The organism is Streptomyces sp. IBSBF 3136 (genome assembly GCF_036815105.1).
In the GTDB taxonomy this organism is placed as follows: Bacteria; Actinomycetota; Actinomycetes; order Streptomycetales; family Streptomycetaceae; genus Streptomyces.
The window spans coordinates 1-19,861 of the sequence record NZ_JAJSZC010000145.1 but is presented as its reverse complement, the minus strand read 5'-3'; the positions used below and the strand labels follow the sequence as shown (position 1 = coordinate 19,861).

The 19,861-nt window shown below is 71.2% G+C and carries 18 protein-coding genes, 1 tRNA gene and 2 pseudogenes; 8 read left to right on the top strand and 13 right to left on the bottom strand.

Going from position 1 to position 19,861, the window contains the following annotated elements:
* Both V7E45_RS26820 and V7E45_RS26815 read right to left on the bottom strand, forming a co-directional pair.
* A pseudogene (locus tag V7E45_RS26820) lies at positions 1-159 on the bottom strand (RDD family protein); the annotation flags it as partial.
* Positions 160-246: 87 nt separating this feature from the next.
* Positions 247-1,773: an RDD family protein gene (locus V7E45_RS26815; protein WP_333776772.1), complete on the bottom strand. Its 1,527-nt coding sequence runs from the start codon at positions 1,771-1,773 to the stop codon at positions 247-249.
* A 234-nt stretch (positions 1,774-2,007) separates the two neighbouring features.
* Here V7E45_RS26815 and V7E45_RS26810 point away from each other — a divergent pair, with 234 nt between their 5' ends.
* A complete protein-coding gene (locus V7E45_RS26810) occupies positions 2,008-2,421 on the top strand; it encodes an SsgA family sporulation/cell division regulator (protein ID WP_333776771.1) in 414 nt (137 codons plus the stop codon).
* A 17-nt stretch (positions 2,422-2,438) separates the two neighbouring features.
* Here the strand turns inward: V7E45_RS26810 and V7E45_RS26805 are convergent, their stop codons facing one another.
* Entirely contained in the window at positions 2,439-3,854 is a 1,416-nt protein-coding gene (locus tag V7E45_RS26805; RefSeq protein ID WP_333776770.1) for an FAD-binding oxidoreductase, read from the bottom strand.
* A gap of 92 nt (positions 3,855-3,946) precedes the next feature.
* On the opposite strand from V7E45_RS26805, the gene V7E45_RS26800 reads away from it, so the two are divergent.
* Complete coding sequence (locus V7E45_RS26800) at positions 3,947-5,425, top strand: tetratricopeptide repeat protein (RefSeq protein ID WP_333776769.1); 1,479 nt, start codon at positions 3,947-3,949, stop codon at positions 5,423-5,425.
* A gap of 105 nt (positions 5,426-5,530) precedes the next feature.
* Here V7E45_RS26800 and V7E45_RS26795 read toward each other — a convergent pair whose 3' ends face one another.
* Together V7E45_RS26795 and hppD are read right to left on the bottom strand one after the other, a co-directional pair.
* A complete protein-coding gene (locus V7E45_RS26795) occupies positions 5,531-6,388 on the bottom strand; it encodes a phage baseplate protein (RefSeq protein WP_333776768.1) in 858 nt (285 codons plus the stop codon).
* A 44-nt stretch (positions 6,389-6,432) separates the two neighbouring features.
* Positions 6,433-7,581 carry a 4-hydroxyphenylpyruvate dioxygenase gene (hppD, locus tag V7E45_RS26790; RefSeq protein WP_333776767.1) on the bottom strand — a complete coding sequence of 383 codons (1,149 nt, stop codon included), beginning with the start codon at positions 7,579-7,581 and terminating at the stop codon, positions 6,433-6,435.
* A 133-nt stretch (positions 7,582-7,714) separates the two neighbouring features.
* Here hppD and V7E45_RS26785 point away from each other — a divergent pair, with 133 nt between their 5' ends.
* The 3 genes from V7E45_RS26785 (at position 7,715) to V7E45_RS26775 (ending at position 9,201) form a co-directional block, all read left to right on the top strand.
* The gene (locus V7E45_RS26785; RefSeq protein WP_333776766.1) at positions 7,715-8,197 is read left to right on the top strand and encodes an Lrp/AsnC family transcriptional regulator; all 483 of its coding nucleotides are present in this window, start codon (positions 7,715-7,717) and stop codon (positions 8,195-8,197) included.
* Positions 8,198-8,336: 139 nt separating this feature from the next.
* Positions 8,337-8,921, top strand: a complete 585-nt coding sequence (locus V7E45_RS26780; RefSeq protein WP_333776765.1) for an ArsR/SmtB family transcription factor — start codon at positions 8,337-8,339, stop codon at positions 8,919-8,921.
* A gap of 100 nt (positions 8,922-9,021) precedes the next feature.
* A complete protein-coding gene (locus V7E45_RS26775; RefSeq protein WP_333776764.1) occupies positions 9,022-9,201 on the top strand; it encodes a hypothetical protein in 180 nt (59 codons plus the stop codon).
* Here V7E45_RS26775 and V7E45_RS26770 read toward each other — a convergent pair.
* The 4 genes from V7E45_RS26770 to V7E45_RS26755 all read right to left on the bottom strand — a co-directional run bounded on the left by V7E45_RS26770 (position 9,198) and on the right by V7E45_RS26755 (position 14,849).
* Positions 9,198-9,989, bottom strand: a complete 792-nt coding sequence (locus V7E45_RS26770) for a S16 family serine protease (RefSeq protein WP_333776763.1) — start codon at positions 9,987-9,989, stop codon at positions 9,198-9,200. The two genes, V7E45_RS26775 and V7E45_RS26770, sit on opposite strands and share 4 nt — an antisense overlap.
* A 99-nt stretch (positions 9,990-10,088) precedes the next feature.
* Positions 10,089-10,730, bottom strand: coding sequence for an IclR family transcriptional regulator (locus V7E45_RS26765; protein ID WP_333776762.1), 642 nt, complete (start codon positions 10,728-10,730; stop codon positions 10,089-10,091).
* A gap of 383 nt (positions 10,731-11,113) precedes the next feature.
* Positions 11,114-12,913: a DEAD/DEAH box helicase gene (locus tag V7E45_RS26760; protein WP_333776761.1), complete on the bottom strand. Its 1,800-nt coding sequence runs from the start codon at positions 12,911-12,913 to the stop codon at positions 11,114-11,116.
* A gap of 454 nt (positions 12,914-13,367) precedes the next feature.
* Positions 13,368-14,849 carry an MFS transporter gene (locus V7E45_RS26755; protein ID WP_333776760.1) on the bottom strand — a complete coding sequence of 494 codons (1,482 nt, stop codon included), beginning with the start codon at positions 14,847-14,849 and terminating at the stop codon, positions 13,368-13,370.
* Between the two features lie 198 nt (positions 14,850-15,047).
* Here V7E45_RS26755 and V7E45_RS26750 point away from each other — a divergent pair.
* Positions 15,048-15,119, top strand: a tRNA-Cys gene (locus V7E45_RS26750).
* Positions 15,120-15,318: 199 nt separating this feature from the next.
* Here V7E45_RS26750 and V7E45_RS26745 read toward each other — a convergent pair.
* The 3 genes and pseudogenes from V7E45_RS26745 to V7E45_RS26735 form a co-directional block, all read right to left on the bottom strand.
* Positions 15,319-15,507 (bottom strand): hypothetical protein, encoded by a 189-nt coding sequence (locus tag V7E45_RS26745; protein WP_333776759.1) that lies wholly within the window; start codon positions 15,505-15,507, stop codon positions 15,319-15,321.
* Between the two features lie 378 nt (positions 15,508-15,885).
* Positions 15,886-16,917: a tyrosine-type recombinase/integrase gene (locus V7E45_RS26740; RefSeq protein WP_333776758.1), complete on the bottom strand. Its 1,032-nt coding sequence runs from the start codon at positions 16,915-16,917 to the stop codon at positions 15,886-15,888.
* Positions 16,916-17,149 (bottom strand): annotated as a pseudogene (locus V7E45_RS26735) (ATP-binding protein); the annotation flags it as partial. The pseudogene V7E45_RS26735 and the gene V7E45_RS26740, both read right to left, overlap by 2 nt.
* 112 nt (positions 17,150-17,261) lie before the next feature.
* On the opposite strand from V7E45_RS26735, the gene V7E45_RS26730 reads away from it, so the two are divergent.
* A complete protein-coding gene (locus tag V7E45_RS26730) occupies positions 17,262-17,858 on the top strand; it encodes a GNAT family N-acetyltransferase (RefSeq protein WP_333776756.1) in 597 nt (198 codons plus the stop codon).
* A 432-nt stretch (positions 17,859-18,290) separates the two neighbouring features.
* Here V7E45_RS26730 and V7E45_RS26725 read toward each other — a convergent pair whose 3' ends face one another.
* Positions 18,291-18,614: a hypothetical protein gene (locus V7E45_RS26725; protein ID WP_333776755.1), complete on the bottom strand. Its 324-nt coding sequence runs from the start codon at positions 18,612-18,614 to the stop codon at positions 18,291-18,293.
* Positions 18,615-19,052: 438 nt separating this feature from the next.
* On the opposite strand from V7E45_RS26725, the gene V7E45_RS26720 reads away from it, so the two are divergent.
* A complete protein-coding gene (locus tag V7E45_RS26720) occupies positions 19,053-19,280 on the top strand; it encodes a hypothetical protein (protein WP_333776754.1) in 228 nt (75 codons plus the stop codon).
* The last annotated feature ends 581 nt before the right edge of the window (positions 19,281-19,861 follow it).

The window sequence follows — 19,861 nt, the reverse complement described above, 5'->3', positions numbered from 1 at the left end:
ACCCGGGGGTGGCGGCTGACCACCGGACGGCGGGGGCTGCCGGTCGCCGTACGGGGTGTCGTACGGCGAGCCCGACCCCTGGTCCGACGGGGGCCGCTTCCTGAACGGGTCGTCCTCCGGGGGCTGCTCTCCGGAGCCGGGGGGCGGTTCGCTGCTCATGGCCCGAGTGCACCGCGAACCGCCCGGCCCCGCATCCGGCGTGCGGCCGTACGGGGGACGGGCGCGCCCGCTTTTCACACGGCCGCGTCAGTCGGCGACGAAGGTGTGGGCCGCCTTGTCGTGCCAGCACTGGCGCCAGGGGCGGTCGAACACGCACCACAGCACGCCGACGATCCCGATGCCGAGCAGTCCGGGGACGCTGTAGACCAGCCAGCGGCGCAGGGCCGCGCCGAACCCCGGGGGCTCGTGGGCCTCGATGTCCCGTACCTCGAGACCGCACAGCTTCTTGCCCAGCGTGCGGCCCCACTTGACGGTGGGCAGCACCTCGTAGAGGACGCCGAAGACCAGCAGGACGCCGAGCACGATGGCGAGGAAGGTGCCGGTCGTGCCGTCGAGCAGCCAGACCGTGACGGTACGGCCGGACAGCTTCGCCTCGTCGATCTTCCGCTGGACGTGGTCGACCGCCCGGGTGCCGAGCGGTACGGCCGCGGCGGCGGTGACGGCGCCGATGACCAGGCTGTCGATCAGGCGGGCGGCCAGGCGCCTGCCCAGCCCGGCCGGCCGGGCCGCCGCCTGCCGGCGGGCGGCCGCCTGGAACACGTCCTCCACGGGGGGCTTCCAGGGCGCCACGGGCTGCTCGTCCGCGCCCCCGGCCAGCCGGTGCACCTGCTGGGCCCAGGAGCTCTGGCCGCCGCCCGGGCCCGAGGTCAACGGGGTGCCCGGGGCAGCGGCCTGCTGCGGGCCGCCCTGCTGCGGGCCTCCTTGCGGAGGGCCTCCTTGCGGCGGTGCCGTCTGTTGCGGCACCGCGGGAGCCACGGCCGAGGGCGCGGCCGGGGGCGGCTGCGCGGCGGCGGCCCGGGCTGCCGCCGCCTTCCCGGCCCCGAAGCCGGGTCCCGCGGCCACCGGGGGCGCGCCGGCCGGGCCCTGCGCGCCGGGACCGGCCGCCCCGGCGTGCGGCGCCCCGGCCGATCCCTGGGCGGCGAATCGGCCGGCACCGGCGGGTGCGGACGGCTGCCCGCCCGGGGCCGCCGCGCCGGGCGCGCCCGCTTCGCCGCCCGGCCGGCCCTGCTCCGGTACCGGGCGGAACGCCGGGGAGCCGTCGTCCCTGACGGCCGCGGGGCCGGGGACCGGGCGGCGGAAGATGAACGTGCCGCCGGGGTCGGGGCCGTCGTCGTCCGTGGGCGGGATCGAGGCGGTGCCGTCGGTGCGTGCCGCGTGGCCGTTCGGCTGGGCCGGTCCGTCCGCGGGAACCCTCGGGTCGGCGCCGAAGCCGGGCTGCCCGTGCTGTGCGTGGCGGCCGTGCTGTGGGTGCTGTGCGTGCTGCCCGTGCGGTGCGTCGCCGCCGGCGCCCCACCCGGACGCCTGGCCACCCGTCGCCGGGCCCGGCCGCGGGTCCTCGTCGAAGAAGTGCGGGCCCGTCTCCTCGACGGCCGGGGCCGCGGGACGGGCACCGGGCGGCGGGCTGAGCGGGCTGCCGTCCGAGGGCGCCGGCCGGCTGGTGCCCGGCACCCAGGAGGCGCCGTTCCAGTACCGGACGTACCCGGGGATGGAAGGGTCCGGGTAGTAGCCCTCGCGGGGCCTGTCGTCACCGGGGGCCGGGGTTGGGGCGCTCATGTCCGTCGTCCCGTATCTGCTCGGGGGTGAGTTGGGAGCCTCCACATCTATCAGACCGGGGCATGCCACAGAGCCAGTCCCGCAGTACCCGCCCCTTTCCGGGCGACACCGTGCCTCCGCTTCCCCGCCCCGCGCCGAAGAACTTCCCGCAACCCGCGTAATGGCGGCGCCTCCGCCGCCTCTCTGGGGGTACGGGCCCACTCAGGGCGGCCCCGGCAGGAAGGAACACAGATCATGGATCACACCGTGGTGGAACGGGAGCTGGAACTGAGGCTCGTTCTGTCCCCCGAGCGGAGCATCCCGGTGCCGGCCCGGCTCGGCTACCGCTCCGACGACCCCTACGCCGTCCACGTCACCTTCCACATCGACTCCGAGCACCCCGTCGACTGGACGTTCGCCCGGGAACTGCTGGTGGATGGGGTCTTCCGGCCGTGCGGGCACGGTGATGTGCGGGTGTGGCCGGCCAAGGTCGACGGGCACGGTGTCGTGCTGATGGCGCTGAGTTCACCCGACGGGGACGCCCTGCTCCAGGCACCGGCGGCCCAGGTGTCGGCCTGGCTGGAGCGGACGCTGCGCGCGGTGCCCCCGGGGAGCGAGGGCCGGCGGCTTGGCCTGGACGGCGCCCTCGACGAGCTGCTCGCCCGGTGAGCGCCCCCGTACGGGGGTCAGAACAGCTTGCCGGGGTTGAGGATGCCGAGGGGGTCGAAGACCTGCTTCACCGCCCGCTGCATCTCCACGCCGACCGGTCCGATCTCCCGGGCCAGCCACTCCTTCTTCAGCACGCCCACGCCGTGTTCGCCGGTGATGGTGCCGCCGAGTTCCAGGCCGAGGGCCATGATCTCGTCGAAGGACTCGCGGGCCCGCCGGGACTCGTCCGGGTCGGCGGCGTCGAAGCAGACGGTGGGGTGGGTGTTGCCGTCGCCGGCGTGCGCGCAGACGCCGATGGTGAGGCCGTACTTCCCGGCGATCCGCTCGACCCCTTCGAGCATCGCGCCGAGCCGGGAGCGCGGAACGCACACGTCGTCGATCATCGTCGTGCCCTTCACCGTCTCCAGCGCGGTCAGCGAGAGCCGCCGGGCCTGGAGCAGCAGGTCGGACTCGGCGGCGTCCTCGGCCGGGACCACCTGGGTGGCGCCGGCGGCCTCGCACACCGCGCCGACGGCGGCCAGGTCGGCGGCGGGGTCGGGGGTGTCGAAGGCGGCCAGCAGCAGCGCCTCGGTGGTCTCCGGCAGACCCATGTGGGCGAGGTCGTTGACCGCCTTGACGGTCGTACGGTCCATCAGTTCGAGGAGGGACGGGACGTGACCGCCCTCCATGATCCGGCAGACGGCGTCGCAGGCGGCGGTCGCCGAGGCGAACTCGGCGGCCAGCACGAGCTGCCGCGGCGGCTTCGGCCGCAGCGCGAGCACCGCCCGCACGACGATGCCGAGCGAGCCCTCGGAGCCGACGAAGAGCCTGGTCAGGTCGTAACCGGCCACCCCCTTCGCGGTGCGCCGCCCGGTGGACATCAGACGGCCGTCGGCGAGGACGACGTCCAGGCCCAGCACGTACTCGGCGGTCACGCCGTACTTCACGCAGCACAGACCGCCCGAGGCCGTGCCGATGTTGCCCCCGATGGTGCACATCTCCCAACTGGAGGGGTCCGGCGGGTAGTACAGGCCGTGTTCCTCGACCGCGCGGGAGAGCGCCGCGTTGATCACGCCCGGTTCGACCACCGCGATCCGGTCCACGGGACTGATCTCCAGGATGCGGTCCATCTTCGTCAGGGACAGCACGATGCAGCCCTCGGTGGCGTTGGCGCCGCCGGACAGGCCCGTGCGGGCCCCCTGCGGGACCACCGGGACGCGCAGCTCGGAGGCGGTGCGCATGACGTGCTGGACCTCTTCGACGGTGCGCGGCAGAACGACCACGGCCGGGGCGCCGGCCGGGCAGAAGCTGGCCATGTCGTTGGCGTAGGAGGTGGTGACGTCGGGGTCGACGAGGACGGCCTCGACGGGCAGGCCGGCCAGGAGCCGGTCGGTGAGGTTACCGGTTGCCACAGCATCGGTGTGGCGATGCGTTTCGATACGGCTCATGATCACAGCGTGTCACTCGGGGCCATCGGTGTGAACCCCGTCCGTGCCGTCCTTGGGCCACCCGGGCGCGCCCGTCGTGCTGGCGCACAGTGAGCGGTATGGAGATCCGACAGTACGGCCCCTCCGCGCCCGGCACGTCACCGGCGGCCGGGCCGCCGCGCCGCCGGCGCCGGTGGCCACGGCGCGTGCTGATCGTCGCGCTGGCGGGCGGAGCAGCGGCGGGCGCGGTGCTGACGCTGGTCCCGGCCGAGCCGCAGCGCCGGGCGGTGCCGCCGCCCGCGGCGGGTCCCAGGGCGCAGCCGCAGGCGCTGGCACTGGCCGCGCTGACCTCGGGGGTGCCGGCCGCGCTGCCCGACCTGACGGCGCTGATCGGGCAGCAGGAGGCCCGGGTGCGGGCGCGGCCGCAGGACGCCTCGGCGTGGGCGTTGTTGGGGAGCGCCTACGTGGAGCGGGGCCGGGCGAGCGCCGACCCGGCGAACTACCCGAAGGCGGAGCGGGCGCTGACGACCTCGGTCCAGGTGCGGGCCACCGGCAACGCCGAGGCGCTGGGCGGGCTGGCCGCGCTGGCGAACGCCCGCCGTGACTTCCCGGCGGCCAAGCGGTACGGCGAGCAGGCGCTGAAACTGACGCCGAAGCGGTGGACGGCGTACCCGCCGCTGATCGACGCCTACACGGGGCTCGGCGACTACCAGGCGGCCCGGGGCGCCCTGGACAAGCTGATGGCGCTGCGCCCCGGCGCGGCCGCCCGGCCCGCCGTCATGGCCCGGGCGTCGGCGGTGTACCGGGACCGGGGCTGGCGCGAGGACGCCGTGGCGCAGCTGACGGACGCGGCGTCGAGTGCCCGCACACCTCCCGAGCAGGGCGCCTATCTGACCGGGGTGGGGCAGCTCGCCTGGGAGCGTGGTGACCGGGAGGACGCGCTGCGGCACTTCGAGGCGGCCGTGCGCCTGGATCCCGGCCGGTGGTCGGCGCTGGCCGGGAAGGGCCGGGCGCTGGCCGCGCTGGGCCGCGCCGACGAGGCGGTGACCGCGTACCGGGCGGCGCTCGCCGGGCAGCCGGACCCGCGGGTCACCCTGGAACTGGGCGAGTTGTACGAGTCGCTGGGTCAGTTCCCGGCCGCGCGGGAGCAGTACGAGCTGATGCGGGAGCGGGTGGAGCGGTCGGTCGAGGGCGGGGTGGACGAGGAGCTGCTGATCGGCCAGTACGAGGCGGACCACGGGGACGCGCAGGACGCGGTGGTGCGGCTGGAGGAGGAGTGGCGGCGCCAGCCGGGGATCGAGGTGGCCGACGCGCTCGGCTGGGCGCTGCACCGGGCCGGTGACGACGAGGAGGCGCTGAAGTACGCCTCGATCGCCACGGACAAGGCGAAGGGCGGCGGGGTGCGCAGCGCGCTGTACACCTTCCACCTGGGCATGATCGAGCGCGAGTCGGAGCGGCTCGGTCCGGCCCGGCGCCACCTTCAGGAGGCGCTGCGGATCAATCCGTACTTCTCCCCGCTGCTGGTTCCCGAGACCCGGGCGGCGCTCCGTGAGCTGGGGGACGTGCCGGACGAGCCGCCGCCGGGCGAGGACGACTAGGGCCTGTTGCGAAAGTGGCCTCGTCGCCCGGAGGGCGGCCGCGCGGCAGAGGACCACTTTCGCGACAGGCCCTGGGGCCTGTCGGCCGTGCCGCGAACCCGGGTCTCAGGGCCCGGGTTTGCAGTACAGGGAGAATCTGCGCGCTCCCGGCGCGCCGGAGGCGAAGCCCAGGTACAGGCGCGGTCCGCCGGTGTGCCGGACCGCCAGGCCCTCGGGCTCACGGTGGCTCAGGGTGTGGCCCGCTCCCGTGCGGTGGGCGGCCAGCAGGGCGCCGGTGCGGATGTCGAGGCAGGACAGGTACGTGTTGCCGTGGTGGGCGGGTGGGTTGGTCCTGGCGTCGTAGGCGCTGCCGGCGAGTTGGTAGAGGTGGTCGCCGTGCAGCGCGTAGCCCTGGAAGGGGACCGTGGGGTCCGGGTGGGCGCCGGTCTGCGGGAGGTCGGCGAGGGGGTCGCCGTAGTCGCGGGCGACGAAGGCGGCGAGGTCCCAGACGCGGTAGCGCGGGACGTTCTCCAGGCGGTAGCGGATCGCCAGGCGGCGGGTGGCCGTGCAGAGGGTGGGCTGGTTGTTGCGGGAGCCCTCGACCGGGTACCGGATCTTGACGTCCCTGCTGGTGCGGGTGGCCCCGGCGGCGAACCGGAACCGGGTGACGCCCCGGCCGAAGCCGTGCAGCGCGTCCGCCTCGGTCCAGATCCAGACCGTGCCGTCGGGGTCGTTCTGCACGCCCATGCTGACGCCGTGCCCGAACCCCTTGAGGTACATGTGGCCGAGCCGCCGGCCCTCCATGTCGAGGCGGTTCAGGCACAGGTCGCCGTCCGCCAGGCCGCCGCGGGCGACCTGGAGGACGTAGAGGTGGCGGTGGACCTCGTCGAAGGCGAAGGACTGGAGGACCGTGGGCTCCTGGAGCGTCGCCCGTTCCCGCAGCCGGCAGACCGCCGGTGCGGCGAGGTCGATGTGCTCCGCCACGGTCCCCCCCTCGCCTCCGGCGGGGACCCCGGGCCGCTACAGGCCTACAGGTTGCCCCGCTTCTCCTGCTCGCGCTCGATGGCCTCGAAGAGCGCCTTGAAGTTGCCCTTGCCGAAGCCCATCGAGCCGTGCCGCTCGATCAGTTCGAAGAACACGGTCGGCCGGTCCTGGACCGGCTTGGTGAAGATCTGCAGAAGGTACCCGTCCTCGTCGCGGTCCGCCAGGATCCTCAGTTCCCGGAGAGTCTCCACCGGCACCCGGGTGTCGCCGACCCACTCGCCGAGGGTGTCGTAGTACGAGTCGGGGGTGCTGAGGAACTCGACGCCGGCCGCGCGCATGGTGCGCACCGTCTGCACGATGTCGTTGGTGGCCAGCGCGATGTGCTGGACGCCGGGACCGCCGTAGAACTCCAGGTACTCGTCGATCTGGGACTTCTTCTTGGCGATCGCGGGCTCGTTGAGCGGGAACTTCACCTTGAGGGTGCCGTCCGCGACGACCTTCGACATCAGCGCGCTGTACTCGGTGGCGATGTCGTCGCCCACGAACTCCTTCATGTTCGTGAAGCCCATGACGTTGTTGTAGAACGCCACCCACTCGTCCATCTTGCCGAGTTCGACGTTGCCGACGCAGTGGTCGATCGCCTGGAAGGTGCGGCGGGCGGGCGCCTCGACGATCGGCTGCGCCGCGACGTAGCCGGGGAGGTAAGGGCCGTCGTAGCCGGTGCGCTCGACCAGGGTGTGGCGGGTCTCGCCGTAGGTGGCGATGGCGGCGAGGACGACGGTGCCGTGCTCGTCCTTCACCTCGTACGGCTCGGCGACCGAGGAGGCGCCGTGCTCGATGGCGTAGGCGTAGGCGGCGCGGGCGTCCGGGACCTCGATGGCCAGGTCGACGACGCCGTCGCCGTGCTCGGCCACGTGCTGGGCGATGAAGTGGCCCCAGGGGGTGGCCGGCTTGACGACCGAGGTGAGGACGAAGCGGGCGGAGCCGTTCTCCAGGACGTAGCTGGCGGTCTCGCGGCTGCCGTTCTCCGGTCCGGAGTAGGCGACCAGCTTCATGCCGAAGGCGCTGGAGTAGTAGTGCGCCGCCTGCTTGGCGTTGCCCACGGCGAAGACGACCGCGTCCATTCCCTTGACCGGGAAGGGGTCGGCCTGCCGGGCGGTCGCGTCGGGAGTGAGGTGTGTGGTCTGCGTCATGTCGGAAGGGTGGCCCCGGTCTGCAAGGTGCGCAATAGTTTGCGTATTCACTGGTCAATGTGTTCAGCGGTACGGCCGAACCGGCGGCCTTTCCGTACAAGATGACCACCCCGGAGAGGGTGCGGGAGGGACCGTGGCGATCGATCGTCTGGACGGGCGGATCATCGTGCTGCTGGCGCGCGAGCCGCGCATCGGCGTGCTGGAGATGTCGCGGCGGCTGGGGGTCGCCCGGGGGACGGTCCAGGCACGGCTCGACCGGCTCCAGTCGAACGGGGTGATCCGCGGCTTCGGCCCGCAGGTGGAGCCGGCGGCGCTCGGCTACCCGGTGACGGCGTTCGCCACGCTTCAGATCAGGCAGGGCCAGGGTGCGGACGTCCGGGCCCACTTGACGACGGTGCCCGAGGTGCTGGAGCTGCTGACGACCACCGGCAGCGGGGACATGCTGTGCCGCCTGGTGGCCCGTTCGAACGCCGATCTGCAGCGGGTGATCGACCTGGTCGTGGGCTTCGAGGGCATCGTGCGGGCCTCCACGGCGATCGTGATGGAGAACCCGGTCCCGCTGCGGATCATCCCGCTGGTGGAACAGGCCGCCGAGGACGCGGCGCAGGGGGTCTGAGCGGGCCGGAACGGGTCCGGAACGAGCCCACGGCACGAACAGTACGGCGCCGGCTCCGGCTCCGGCGCCGGCGCCGTGCAAAGAAGTCGATGCAAAGAAGGCGTTGCAAAGGAAGCTTTGCATCGCTATCTTTGTATGCATGACGGAGCACGAGGAACGCAAACAGCGCCGGCTGGACGCGCGCGCCCTGCGCGGTATCGCCCACCCGCTGCGGATGCAGCTGCTGGACGCCCTGCGGCAGCGCGGCCCCGCCACCGCCTCCCAACTCGCGGAGCGGCTGGGCGAGTCCAGCGGCGCGACCAGCTACCACCTGCGCCAGCTCGCCGCCCACGGTTTCGTCGAGGACGCCCCCGAGCACGGCAAGGGCAGGGAGCGCTGGTGGCGGGCCGTGGACCAGGGACTGGTCTTCGACAGCGCCGACTTCGAGAGCGCGGGACCTGAAGTGCGCGGCATGGCCGAGGTCTTCCTGCACGAGGTGGCGGGAACCCACGCCCGCGAGCTGTCCAACTGGCTCAGCACCCGCGGCAGTTGGTCCGGGGACTGGCACCAGGCGTCCGACATGAGCGACGCGACGCTGCGGCTCACGCCCGCGCAGGCCGCCGAACTCATCCGCAGGATGCACGCCCTGGTCGACGAGTTCCGCGGCAGCGCGACCGACGCGGACCTGCCGGACTCCGAGCAGGTACGGCTCCACACGCACCTCTTCCCGATCGACAGCCGGTGATCAGGCGTCCGGCGATCAGGCACCAGGGGATCAGCAGCCCGTGATCCAGCACCCGGAGATCCATCACTCAGTGATCCGACTCGAAGTGAGAGGCCACGTCATGGACATCACCGCCACCCTCGCCCGGCACCACGCCACCGAACTGCGCGCCGAGGCCACCGCGCACCGCCTCGCCGCCGGTGCGGCGCACCGGACGGAACTGCGCACCCGGCTCGGCCAAGCCCTGATCGAGGTCGGCAGCCGGCTCGCCGCCCCGCGGCCGGCCGCCGCCGTCGCCTAACAGCTCGGAACCGAGCCCTTACCCTTCTCCAGCGCCACCAGGGAGTCGACCGCGCCGGTCAGCGTGGTCACCGGGACCAGCCGCAGACCCTTCGGCAGCTCGGACTTGGCGTCGGCGCACTCGGCCTTCGGCACCAGGAAGACGGTGGCACCGTCCCGCCGCGCTGCCTGGGTCTTCAGGGCGACTCCGCCCACCGCGCCGACCTTGCCGCCGGCGTCGATGGTCCCCGTACCGGCGATGTCGCGGCTCCCGGTGAGGTCACCGCCGCTGCCGTCGCCGTCCAGCTTGTCGATGATCCCCAGGGTGAACAGCAGCCCGGCGCTCGGGCCGCCCACGTCGGCGAGCTTCAGCTTGACCTTCACCTTGTCGGAGCTCAGGTGCAGGTACTTCAGCGCCGCCTGGGTCGCCGCGTCCTGCGACTGCTGCATCTGCTCCGCGTTGTGCTTCTCGATCTCCTTGACGGTGTTGCCGCTCGGGTAGACGGCGTCGCGCGGCATCACGGCCCGGTCCGAGCGGAACCAGCTCTCGAAGACGTCCCCGAGCGAGACCCGGGCGTCCGGTCCGGTCGCCACGATGGTCACCATCCGCAGCTGCCCGCTGGTCCTGCGGGTCGGTGCACCGGAGACGGTGATCACCGGGGTGTTCTGGTGCTCACCGAGCACGTCCGCCGTCAGCCCGGGCTGCGCCAGCGAGAACGGCAGCGGCGCGAACACGGCCGTGGCGAGCAGCGCCACGACGGGCAGGGCACAGACGGCGACGGCCTGGGGACGCGTGAGACGTGAGAGCACGTAATCAATCTACGTGACGGCCGACCGCCTCCCGTGCGGCGTACGGCTCCCACCGCCCGCGGGCGCGCACCGCACCCGGAGGCGGGCCGGCCGGCCCGCTCAGCGGAGGGCTTCGGCCACCTCACGGGCCGCGTCGACCACCCGCGGCCCCACCCTCTCCGGTACCGCGTCCGCGAGCATCACCACGCCCACACTGCCCTCGACCCCGCTCACTCCGACGAGCGGCGCGGCGGCACCGCTCGCCCCGGCCTCCAGCTCGCCGTGCGTCAGCGTGTACCCGGGATCGCCGGACGGCGACTGCCGGGCGGCGAGGATCGCCTTGCCCGCGGCCCCGCGGTCCAGGGGATGCCGGAAACCGGCCCGGTAGGCCACGTGGTAGTCCGTCCACGTCGGCTCGACCACCGCGACGGCCAGCGCCTCCGTCCCGTCCACCAGCGTCAGGTGCGCCGTCGCCCCTATGTCCTCGGCGAGCGCGCGCAGCGCGGGCAGCGCGGCCTCCCGCACCAGCGGGTGCACCTGCCGGCCGAGGCGCAGCACTCCGAGACCCACCCTGGCCCGCCCGCCCAGATCACGGCGCACGAGCGCGTGCTGTTCCAGCGTTGCGAGGAGCCGGTACACCACGGTCCGGTTCACACCCAGCTTGTTGGAAAGCTCGGTGACGGTCAGCCCGTGGTCGGTGTCGGCCAGCAGTTTGAGGACACGCAGTCCCCGGTCGAGCGTCTGGGAGGTCTCCGCGGTCACGACGCCCACTCCTTCGGCGGTGAGGTCGGCGACCCCTGGGCGACGTATGCGTCACCGAGTCCCGGCGGCGACGCGCTTCAGAGGCCGCCGATCGGCAGGACGCCCGGCGGCTCCGGGCCATGTCGCTTCACGGCTGCGCTCCGCGGCGGCGCTGCCACGGGGCGTGTGCGTAGCGGGACACTAGCGAAGCCGGTTCGCTGAGCGGAAGCCTCCGTCCAGAATCCGGGCAAGGGTGGTTCCGGCCTGCCTGCATTCGTCCGGATACGCACACCGGCCAGGTCGTTCCGGACACACGAACAAGCTGGCGACGGACGACAGGACGGGCGAACGAGCGCGCGGGTACGAGGGCTGGTGGGAGAGGGTTCGGCGGGCTCGGCGGCGCGTCAGCGCATGCGGGTGGCCCACTCCTGCACCTTGGCGATGCGCTGCCGCAGCTGTCCGGGGGTCGCCTCCGCGCTCGGCGGCCCACCGCACACCCGCCGCAGCTCGGTGTGGATCACCCCGTGCGGCTTGCCGCTCTGGTGGACGTAGGCGCTGACCATGGTGTTGAGCTGCTTGCGCAGCTCCATCATCTCCTTGTGCGAGACCACCGGGCGCCGCTCGGCCGGCAGTTCCAGCAGGTCCGCCTCGGTGTCCGGCTTCTTGCGGCTGTGCGCGATCTGCCGGGCCTGCCGCTTCTGCAGCAGCAGCTGCACCTGCTCGGGTTCGAGCAGGCCGGGGATGCCGAGGTAGTCCTGCTCCTCCTCGCTGCCCGGGTGGGCCTGCATGCCGAACTCGGCGCCGTCGTACAGCACCCGGTCGAAGACGGCGTCGGACTCCAGCGCCTCGAAGGGCAGCATGTCCTGCTCGCCGGTGTCCTCGTCCTGCTCCCTGTTCGCCTCCTCCATCTCCTTCTCGGATTCGGCGTACGGGTCCTCCTCGCCCTCCTTCTTCGGCTTGTCGAGGGCGTGGTCCCGTTCCTTCTCCATCTCGTTGGCGAAGGTCAGCAGGTCGGGCACGGTCGGCAGGAACACGGACGCGGTCTCGCCGCGCCGCCGTGACCGCACGAAGCGCCCGACGGCCTGCGCGAAGAACAGGGGTGTCGAGATGGTGGTGGCGTACACGCCCACCGCCAGCCGGGGCACGTCGACGCCCTCGGACACCATGCGCACCGCGACCATCCACCGGTCGTCGCTGCCGCTGAAGTCGTCGATCCGCTTCGAGGCGCCGGCGTCGTCGGACAGCACGAGCGTCGCCTTCGTGCCCGTGATCTCCCGGATGAGCTTGGCGTAGGCGCGCGCGGACTCCTGGTCGGAGGCGATGACGAGGGCGCCCGCGTCCGGGATGGCCTTCCTGACCTCGGTCAGCCGCTGGTCGGCGGCGCGCAGCACGCTGGGCATCCACTCGCCGCGCGCGTCGAGCGCGGTGCGCCACGCCTGGCTGATCGCGTCCTTGGTCATCGGCTCGCCGAGCCGGGCGGCGATCTCGTCGCCGGCCTTGGTGCGCCAGCGCATGTTGCCGCTGTAGGAGAGGAAGATGACCGGGCGCACGACGTGGTCGGCGAGGGCGTTGCCGTACCCGTAGGTGTAGTCGGCCGCGGACCGCCGGATGCCGTCCTGCCCCTCCTCGTACGTCACGAAGGGGATGGGGTTGGTGTCGGACCGGAACGGCGTACCGGTCAGCGCGAGCCTGCGGGTGGCGGGCTCGAACGCCTCCAGGCAGGCCTCGCCCCAGGACTTGGAGTCACCGGCGTGGTGGATCTCGTCGAGGATGACGAGGGTCTTGCGCTGCTCGACGCGGTTGCGGTGCAGCATGGGGCGCACGCCGACGCCCGCGTAGGTGACCGCGACCCCGTCGTAGTCCTTGGCGAGCGGGCCGGCGCTGTACTCGGGGTCGAGCTTGATCCCTATCCGGGCCGCGGCCTCCGCCCACTGCTTCTTCAGGTGCTCGGTCGGCGCGACCACGGTCACCTGCTGGACGACGTGGTGGTGCAGCAGCCAGGACGCCAGGGTCAGCGCGAAGGTCGTCTTGCCGGCGCCGGGCGTGGCCACGGCGAGGAAGTCACGCGGCTGCTCCTGGACGTACTTCTCCATCGCCCCTTGCTGCCAGGCACGCAGCTTACTGGCGGTGCCCCACGGGGCCCGGCCCGGGAAGGCGGGCGAGAGGTGGTGGGAGTGAGCGGAGGAAGCGGCGGTGGTAGTCACGGTCTCCGGGGAGGGGTCGGGCACGGCTACGTATGACAACCGGGCCACCCTACCGGCGCCCCGGTGGTGCCACCGCCCGGACGAGGCCGGGTCGCCCACGGGTGGGACTGACGTCACAACCCGCCGGTCCGGCGAGGACCTTGGCGATCACCGCCGGACCACGGCCGCGGGGCCGCCCGGAACGGCCCGTCGCCCCGGGCCGGCCGGCCGGCCGGCCATCCACGGAACGGATGGTCAGCGCCGGGCGGCCTGCTCTACCCACCGGCCGGCCGGTCGGCCCTGGACCGGGCGGTCGGCCTCGGACCGGCCGTCAGTCCCTGCCCCTGGACCTGCCCGTCGGCCGTGGACCGGGTGGTCAGCCCTGGACCGGGTGGTCAGCCGTGGAACAGCCGTCAGCCCCGAACGGGCCTGCCGGCCCCCGGGGCGGCCGGTCACCCCCGGACCGTCCGTCCGCTCAACCCCGTACCGGCTGATCAGCGGTCCGCAGGCGGGTCGCCACCCATACGCCCAGCAGTGCCACCACCGCCATCGGCAGGAAGACGGCGGCGAAGGCGGCGGGGTGGGTGCCGCCGGCCGTCGAGGTGCCCGTGCTGCCGCCGCCGAGGGCCGCGAAGGCGGCGCCGGTCGCGGCCAGCAGGATCACGTTGGAGAGGCCGTCGGAGATCTGCAGCGCCGCGGAGTTGGCGCCGGCCTCCTCGGGGGCGGACAGCTTCAGCAGCAGCACGCTGGCGGAGGAGATCACCAGGCCCATGCCGAAGCAGCCGAAGCCCCAGGCGACGGCGACGATCCAGACGGGCACGCCCTGCACGAGCACGCTCGGCGCGGTGGCGATCGCCGCGGCGGTCAGCACCATTCCCACGACCATCAGCCGCTCCCGGTGCGGCTCGAGACGCGCCCGGGACTGCACCCAGGAGCCCAGCGCCCAGGTGACGCCGCCCGCGGCGAGGGAGAAACCGGCCATGGTGGGCGACAGCCCCCGCTGGGTGACCAGCATCAGCGGGACGAAGGACTCGGCCGCGATGAAGGACCCGGCGGCCACCCCGCGCAGCAGCACGACGGAGGGCAGTCCGCGCACGGCACGGCAGGTGCCGGGGGGCAGCAGGCCGAGGACGGCGGGCACGAGGAGGGCGGCACCGGCGAGGCCGGGCAGCAGGGAGAGCCAGGTCAGGTCCTGGGCGGCGTACTGCAGGAGCCCGGCGCCGAGCGAGATCGCGAGGGCGAGCCGGATGCGGCGCCGGTCCAGGGAGGCCGAGCCGGCGGCACCGGACACGGGGCCCGCCGCCCTGCGCCGTATCTGCGGCAGCGCGAGCGCGAGCGGGAACACCACCAGGACGGGGATGCCGAGGAAGACCCAGCGCCAGCCGAGGTGCTCGGTCACGGCGCCCGAGGCGAGCGGTCCGACGATGGACGGCACGACCCAGCCGGCGGCGAAGGCCGCCATGATCGCGGGCCGCAGCCGCTCGGGGTAGGCGCGGCCGACGACGACGTACAGCGCGACGATGACCAGGCCGCCGCCGAGGCCCTGCACGGCCCGCCCCAGGATGAACAGCCACATGACCTGGGCGGTCCCGGCGATCACGAGCCCGGCCGCGAAGGCGCCGATCCCGGTGGTCAGCGCCCCGAGCGGACCGCGCCGGTCCGACCACTGCCCCGCGAGCACCATGCCGAACAGGCTGGTCGTGAAGTATCCGGAGAAGGCGAACGCGTACAGCGCCACCCCGTCCAGCTCCCGTGCCGCGACGGGCATCGCGGTCCCGACGGCGGTCGCCTCGAACGCGATCAGGAGCACCACGGACACGATCCCGATGCTCAGCGCCCGATAGGCCCGCCCCAGCACGCCGTCCTCGTTCTGGGCATGCCTGGCGTGCTCGGTGTTCTCACCGTTCCGGCCGGCGACGTCCACCCCGGGGGCATCGGGGGATTCAAGGGTGCTCATGCGGGCCAGAGTAAGGTCCACAACCGGATTTGACCCCTGTCGGGGGGCCGGTCCGCTCTCCGACCTTGGTCGTACGACCCCCGTTCATGAACGGGGTGTGGCAGTCCCGTTGCGGCACCGGCCGTCCCCTTGAGCGGCCCTCCGGCACCGCCGTACGGTCGACGCACCGAGTCCGGCCCGCCCACGGGCGGCCGACCCGGCCGTGTGCCCGAGTGGTTCAGGGACTCGCCTGCAAAGCGAGTTACGCGGGTTCGATTCCCGCCACGGCCTCTAGTGCCTGACCAGGCAAAACGAAAGGGTGGCACCCTCCTGAGGGTGCCACCCTTCCAGCTTCCGTCTCACTCAGCGTCTCACTTGGACGAGAGACTTAAGGATTGGTCACCACCGAGACGGGGTGATGACCAGTCCGCCCCGGGGCGCCCATCGCGCGCGCCCCGACATGGAGTAAGCGCCGCGATGGTCCAGAGTGTCATGGCCGCAGATAGGCCAGGACGGCCAGGCCAAGACCGAAGGTTCCGACGGCTGCCGCAACCGCTACGGCCGTCGCCGCGAAGAGCGTGAGGTGTCCCACACTCCCGGCGAAGATGCCCACCACGATCCCGGCAAACCCCGCAATCAAGGCAAGGAGCGTGACGAGCATCGCCTTGGAAAGAGGCACGTTGCCTCCGGGTGGCTGTGTAGCGTCCACCATTGGGTCCTGTTCTTCGTAGGGACAACAGGCCCCCGCGGGGGTCCGCCGGTCAACTTCCTACGGTCTCTGGCGGACCCTGTGGGGCCATCCGCATCTTCGCGCGCACGCCGCCAAATCCCCTAGCCACACTGGGTGTTTGTGCGCTTACTCACCACTCACCCGTTCGGGTGGACACTGCTGTGTTCGAGTAACCGCCATTCGGTGCACACCCGCGTCGACCTGCACAGGAGCACCCGCCGATGTTGACCAGTGGCCGTGAGCCGAAGGAAGAGGAGATCCCAATGTGCGCCGAATGGATGTACGCCGTTCGGGCACCCTTCGGGCCTCGCTCGCCCTGCACCAGGCTCACTCCGGCGTCTCGCCGTGTGAAGGGGGCCAAATCAAGTCGTCAACTTGCCTTGCCACGTCGGCGCGCACGGCGTCCACCATGTGCTGGTAGCGCGCGGCCATGGCCGTTGTCGACCACCCCATGAGACCCATAACGGCCCGTTCGGGGACACCCAGGATGAGCAACACCGTCGCGGCGGTATGGCGGGCGTCGTGAAGGCGCCCGTCTCGGACGTTGGCCTCCGTGAGGAGTGCCTTCCACTCTGCCCAATCCCGACGGTGGGACGGGGTACGGCCGTGCTCGTCCGCAAAGACCAACCCGTTCTCCTCCCAACGTTTTCCAGCCGCCGCCCGCTCCCTCTCCTGAGCCTTGAAATGGGCACGGAACAGGTCAACTAGTTGTTCGGGGAGACCAACGGCGCGGCGGCCGGCGCGTGACTTCGTGGTGGAGAATTCCGGGTTGGTGCGTCGCCTCTCCGGGCAGTACCCGGCGGCCTTGCGCCCGCAGGGATTCACACACCCGTGGGCGTACTGGGGTCGGTGTCGACTACGCCGGACCACGAGGAACCCACCGTCAAGGTCCACGTCGTCCCACCTCAGTCCAAGCACTTCCCCTTGGCGCAGGCCGAGGGCGAGGGCGACGGCCCAACGAGCGGAGTTGCGATGTCGGTCAGCGGCCTTGAGTAGCCGCTGTACCTCCTGGATGTTGTAGGGCTCCGCTTCGTAGTCCCCCGTCTTTGGGGCCTTGGCCAACAGGACGGGGTTCTTGCCGAGATGGCCGCGCCGTACAGCCTCATTGAGAGCGGCGCGAAAGGTTCGGTGCGCTTGGTGGGCAGTCGCGGGCGCGCTTCCGTTGGCCTGCATCTTCGCGTAGAACGCTTCGACGTGCTCCGGGGTGAGCCTGTCGAGCCGATGAGCACCCAACCCAGGGTTGAGATGCTTTCGGACTGCGACGCCGTACCCGACCATCGTGTTGTCGTTGACGGCGTGGGGCGCGACGTTCTCAAGCCAGTGTGTCAGCCGCTGCCTGCCGGGCCAGGCGCCGCTCATAGGCGTCGTGCTCGTGCCGGGACAGGTTCTCGGCGAGCTTCCGGCGCTTGCCCTGGACCTCGTTGGTCGAGACGCCGGACGGGAGGGTGACGTCGACCTCGACACCGTATCCGGCGATGACGATCGGGGACAGCATCGACGCCCCGGCGTCGCCCATCTCCTGAATTGCCCTGCGCAGGGCGGGCACCCCGAGGTCGCGCAGGGCTTTGACCACGATGGACGGCGGCGGTGGCGGGCGTCGCGGAAGCGCTGCCCGCGCTCCTCCCACTCTGCCGCCGCCTCGAAGTTCACTATGCCCACAGACCGAAACGTCCTTCGCTACGAGCTGGGAGCAGGATAAGGCAATGCATGATGACGTCACCATTCGCCCAGCCGGCCGGAAGGAAGCCGACACGATTGCGGCCATGTGGGAAGAGACCGGCAGGCGCCTGAAGTCGAAGGGAATTGACCAGTGGCAATACCCAGCCAACATGCAGAGAATCTCCGATGATATTAGGCGAGGGAATGCGTATCTTGTTTTCGACGGACCCGAATGCCTGGGCACTATCACGGTAGATGCGTTCGCCGACCCCGAGTTCTGGTCGCTGAACGACATACCCGGTGACGCCTTGTATGCGCACAGGATCATCGTACGCTCTAACGCCGCCGGAATTTCTTTGGGTGCATCGCTACTCGACTGGGCCCCACATAAGGCGGCGAAGGCAGGTAAATCCTGGCTTCGAGTCGATGCCTGGAAGACCAACCCGGCCCTCGGGCGATACTACGAGGCGCAGGGCTTCACGCACGTACGGACCGTAGACCTTCCCCACCGTCGGTCCGGCGCCCTGTACCAGCGGCCCGCGGGATCGGTGACTGGGACCGGCCCCCGATACCTGAGCCTTGAAGCCATGCTGCACGACGAGAATGGCAACGAAGACTGGGGAAGGACGTCCGAGGCGTAAGCGGACCCATGGGCCGGGTGTCTCCCTGTGCAGTAGAAATCGGGGGAGGGCCCTGCGGAAGTGGCTGCTCGGGCCGTGCACAGCAGCATCGCGGACGATCGTCACTGGCTGGTGACCCTGATGCCAGCGCCGCCTTCAAGCGCCGCCGCATGGCTCGGAGGCACTAGTTCGGAAGATCGCGTATGCGGATGGGGACTGATCTGGCAAGACGCTGACCTGCTGCTCCGTCGCGTCGCGACCGCCTATTGGGCCCAGCCTTAAAGCAGCCTGCCAGATACTCATCTGGCATCTCAACGCACGTGGGGAAGCAAGGACGCTCAGATCATGGTCGAGTCGCCACCATTACGCCGACTGGCTCTGGCAATAGTGCGGACTCAAGCCTGGCGGCCATAGCATGAGTGCAGCTCCATCCTTGCCTCTGGAAAGAAGGTGTCAAAAATGGCCGCTGACGACATTGGTGACGACCTGACTGCCGGTGAAGCGAACTCGGTAAACGCCACGACGTACTTCCGAGGAAGGAGAGATGACGGAGATGAATACATCGGAAATGGATTCTTCGTCGTCGAGCCAGCCCTTGCCGACGTGAATATCCCATTTGGTGATCACGATGCTATTGCTGGTACCGGCTTGCGTAAAGGGCACGGCGTAATCGGGAACGGGGGAGCTGACGGCGGCGACGGAGTAATTGGAGAAGGTGGAGCCGGAAAACAAGATGGAGGTGGTGCCAGCCCAGCGGGAATCGGGGTCAGAGGGCATGGGGGCGGCGGCAAGCAGAAAGGAACCTCTATCAGTTCACGCCCTGGGATTGGGGTCTTTGCTAAGGGTGGGGATCACGAAGTGACGCCCGTCACGCCGAACGACGGCAACGTACGGCAACCCCATGGTGCTGGCGTTATGGGCGTGTCTGGCGGAACCGCTACGCCGACCTCGAAAGAAACGGCGAACGTAGGCGTTTTCGGTAAAGGAGGCGACGAGCTTGACCACACGGTGCCGGTGGGGCCGTCGGGGAGCACGACTACAATCGTGGTAGGGGCACCTTTTCCAGGAGCCGGAGTCATCGGCCGTGGCGGAGACAGGCGCACCAAACAGGGAAACGCCCCGGACGCCCAAATCGCTGGCGGCGGAGTTGGCATCGTGGGTGTATCCGGTGGGTCTCACGCAGTAAAGTTTGACGAATTGCGTGACGCTGGCGTCGTGGGTATTTCCACCGTTGACGATACCGGTCGAGGTGGCTTTTTCACCACGACGGCCACGCCGCAGATTCGCCTCAATCCGATCACCAACGCCCTTAGCGCTGCGGGTCCACCTACGGTGAATGGTCAGCCAGGCGACTTGCTCGTCGCAATCCGCCAAAGGGAAAGCGTTCAGACCGCTGAACTCTGGTTCTGCAATCGGGTGAATAGTTGGACTCAAATCGCCTGATGAGCTCCCCATGTGGTCACCGCTGAGCCGCGCTCGGATGGAACAACAGCGGCGTTCGGCAGCCCCTCACCAGGGTGGCCGCCACCGTTCACCGCCGACGGGCACGCCGTCTGACCTGCCGTGGGCGCCCACGAAGCCCCCGGCCACGCGGAGAGTTAAAAATGCGCGGGACGTGCGCCGGGAACTCGGGGCGCTGCACGTTGGCGCACGGAGACCGTGCAGCGCATAGCTGGGTCCACGGCCCCTCAGCGAGACATATCCAGGTCAACGCCCCTGGCTCCCGTCTCAGTTTCCGTCTCATTCATCGTCGTACACGGCCGTCCGGACCCTTTCACCGCCGCCTCGCTGGCCAAGGCATCCGTACCGCATTGAACGCACACGAACTCCTCTGTAGCGCGCCCTGACCAGCCAGGACAAACCTGCAAAGCGAGTTACGCGGGTTCGATTCCCGCCACGGCCTCCAGTTGACGGACCGGAACCAGAGGGTGGCCACCGGAAGGGGTGCCACCCTCTCGGTCGTCCGCCGGTCGGTGACGGGCGTCGGGCGGGGCGCCGGGGCGGGCGTCACTCCACCGTGGGGG

What these genes read in the sequence shown, in the direction of transcription:
- V7E45_RS26815 (WP_333776772.1), bottom strand. Translation starts at nt 1,773, where the DNA reads ATGAGCGCCCCAACCCCGGCCCCCGGTGACGACAGGCCCCGCGAGGGC.
- V7E45_RS26810 (WP_333776771.1), top strand. Translation starts at nt 2,008, where the DNA reads ATGGATCACACCGTGGTGGAACGGGAGCTGGAACTGAGGCTCGTTCTG.
- V7E45_RS26800 (WP_333776769.1), top strand. Translation starts at nt 3,947, where the DNA reads ATGGAGATCCGACAGTACGGCCCCTCCGCGCCCGGCACGTCACCGGCG.
- hppD (WP_333776767.1), bottom strand. Translation starts at nt 7,581, where the DNA reads ATGACGCAGACCACACACCTCACTCCCGACGCGACCGCCCGGCAGGCC.
- V7E45_RS26780 (WP_333776765.1), top strand. Translation starts at nt 8,337, where the DNA reads ATGACGGAGCACGAGGAACGCAAACAGCGCCGGCTGGACGCGCGCGCC.
- V7E45_RS26775 (WP_333776764.1), top strand. Translation starts at nt 9,022, where the DNA reads ATGGACATCACCGCCACCCTCGCCCGGCACCACGCCACCGAACTGCGC.
- V7E45_RS26755 (WP_333776760.1), bottom strand. Translation starts at nt 14,849, where the DNA reads ATGAGCACCCTTGAATCCCCCGATGCCCCCGGGGTGGACGTCGCCGGC.
- V7E45_RS26740 (WP_333776758.1), bottom strand. Translation starts at nt 16,917, where the DNA reads ATGAGCGGCGCCTGGCCCGGCAGGCAGCGGCTGACACACTGGCTTGAG.
- V7E45_RS26730 (WP_333776756.1), top strand. Translation starts at nt 17,262, where the DNA reads ATGCATGATGACGTCACCATTCGCCCAGCCGGCCGGAAGGAAGCCGAC.
- V7E45_RS26725 (WP_333776755.1), bottom strand. Translation starts at nt 18,614, where the DNA reads ATGCCCTCTGACCCCGATTCCCGCTGGGCTGGCACCACCTCCATCTTG.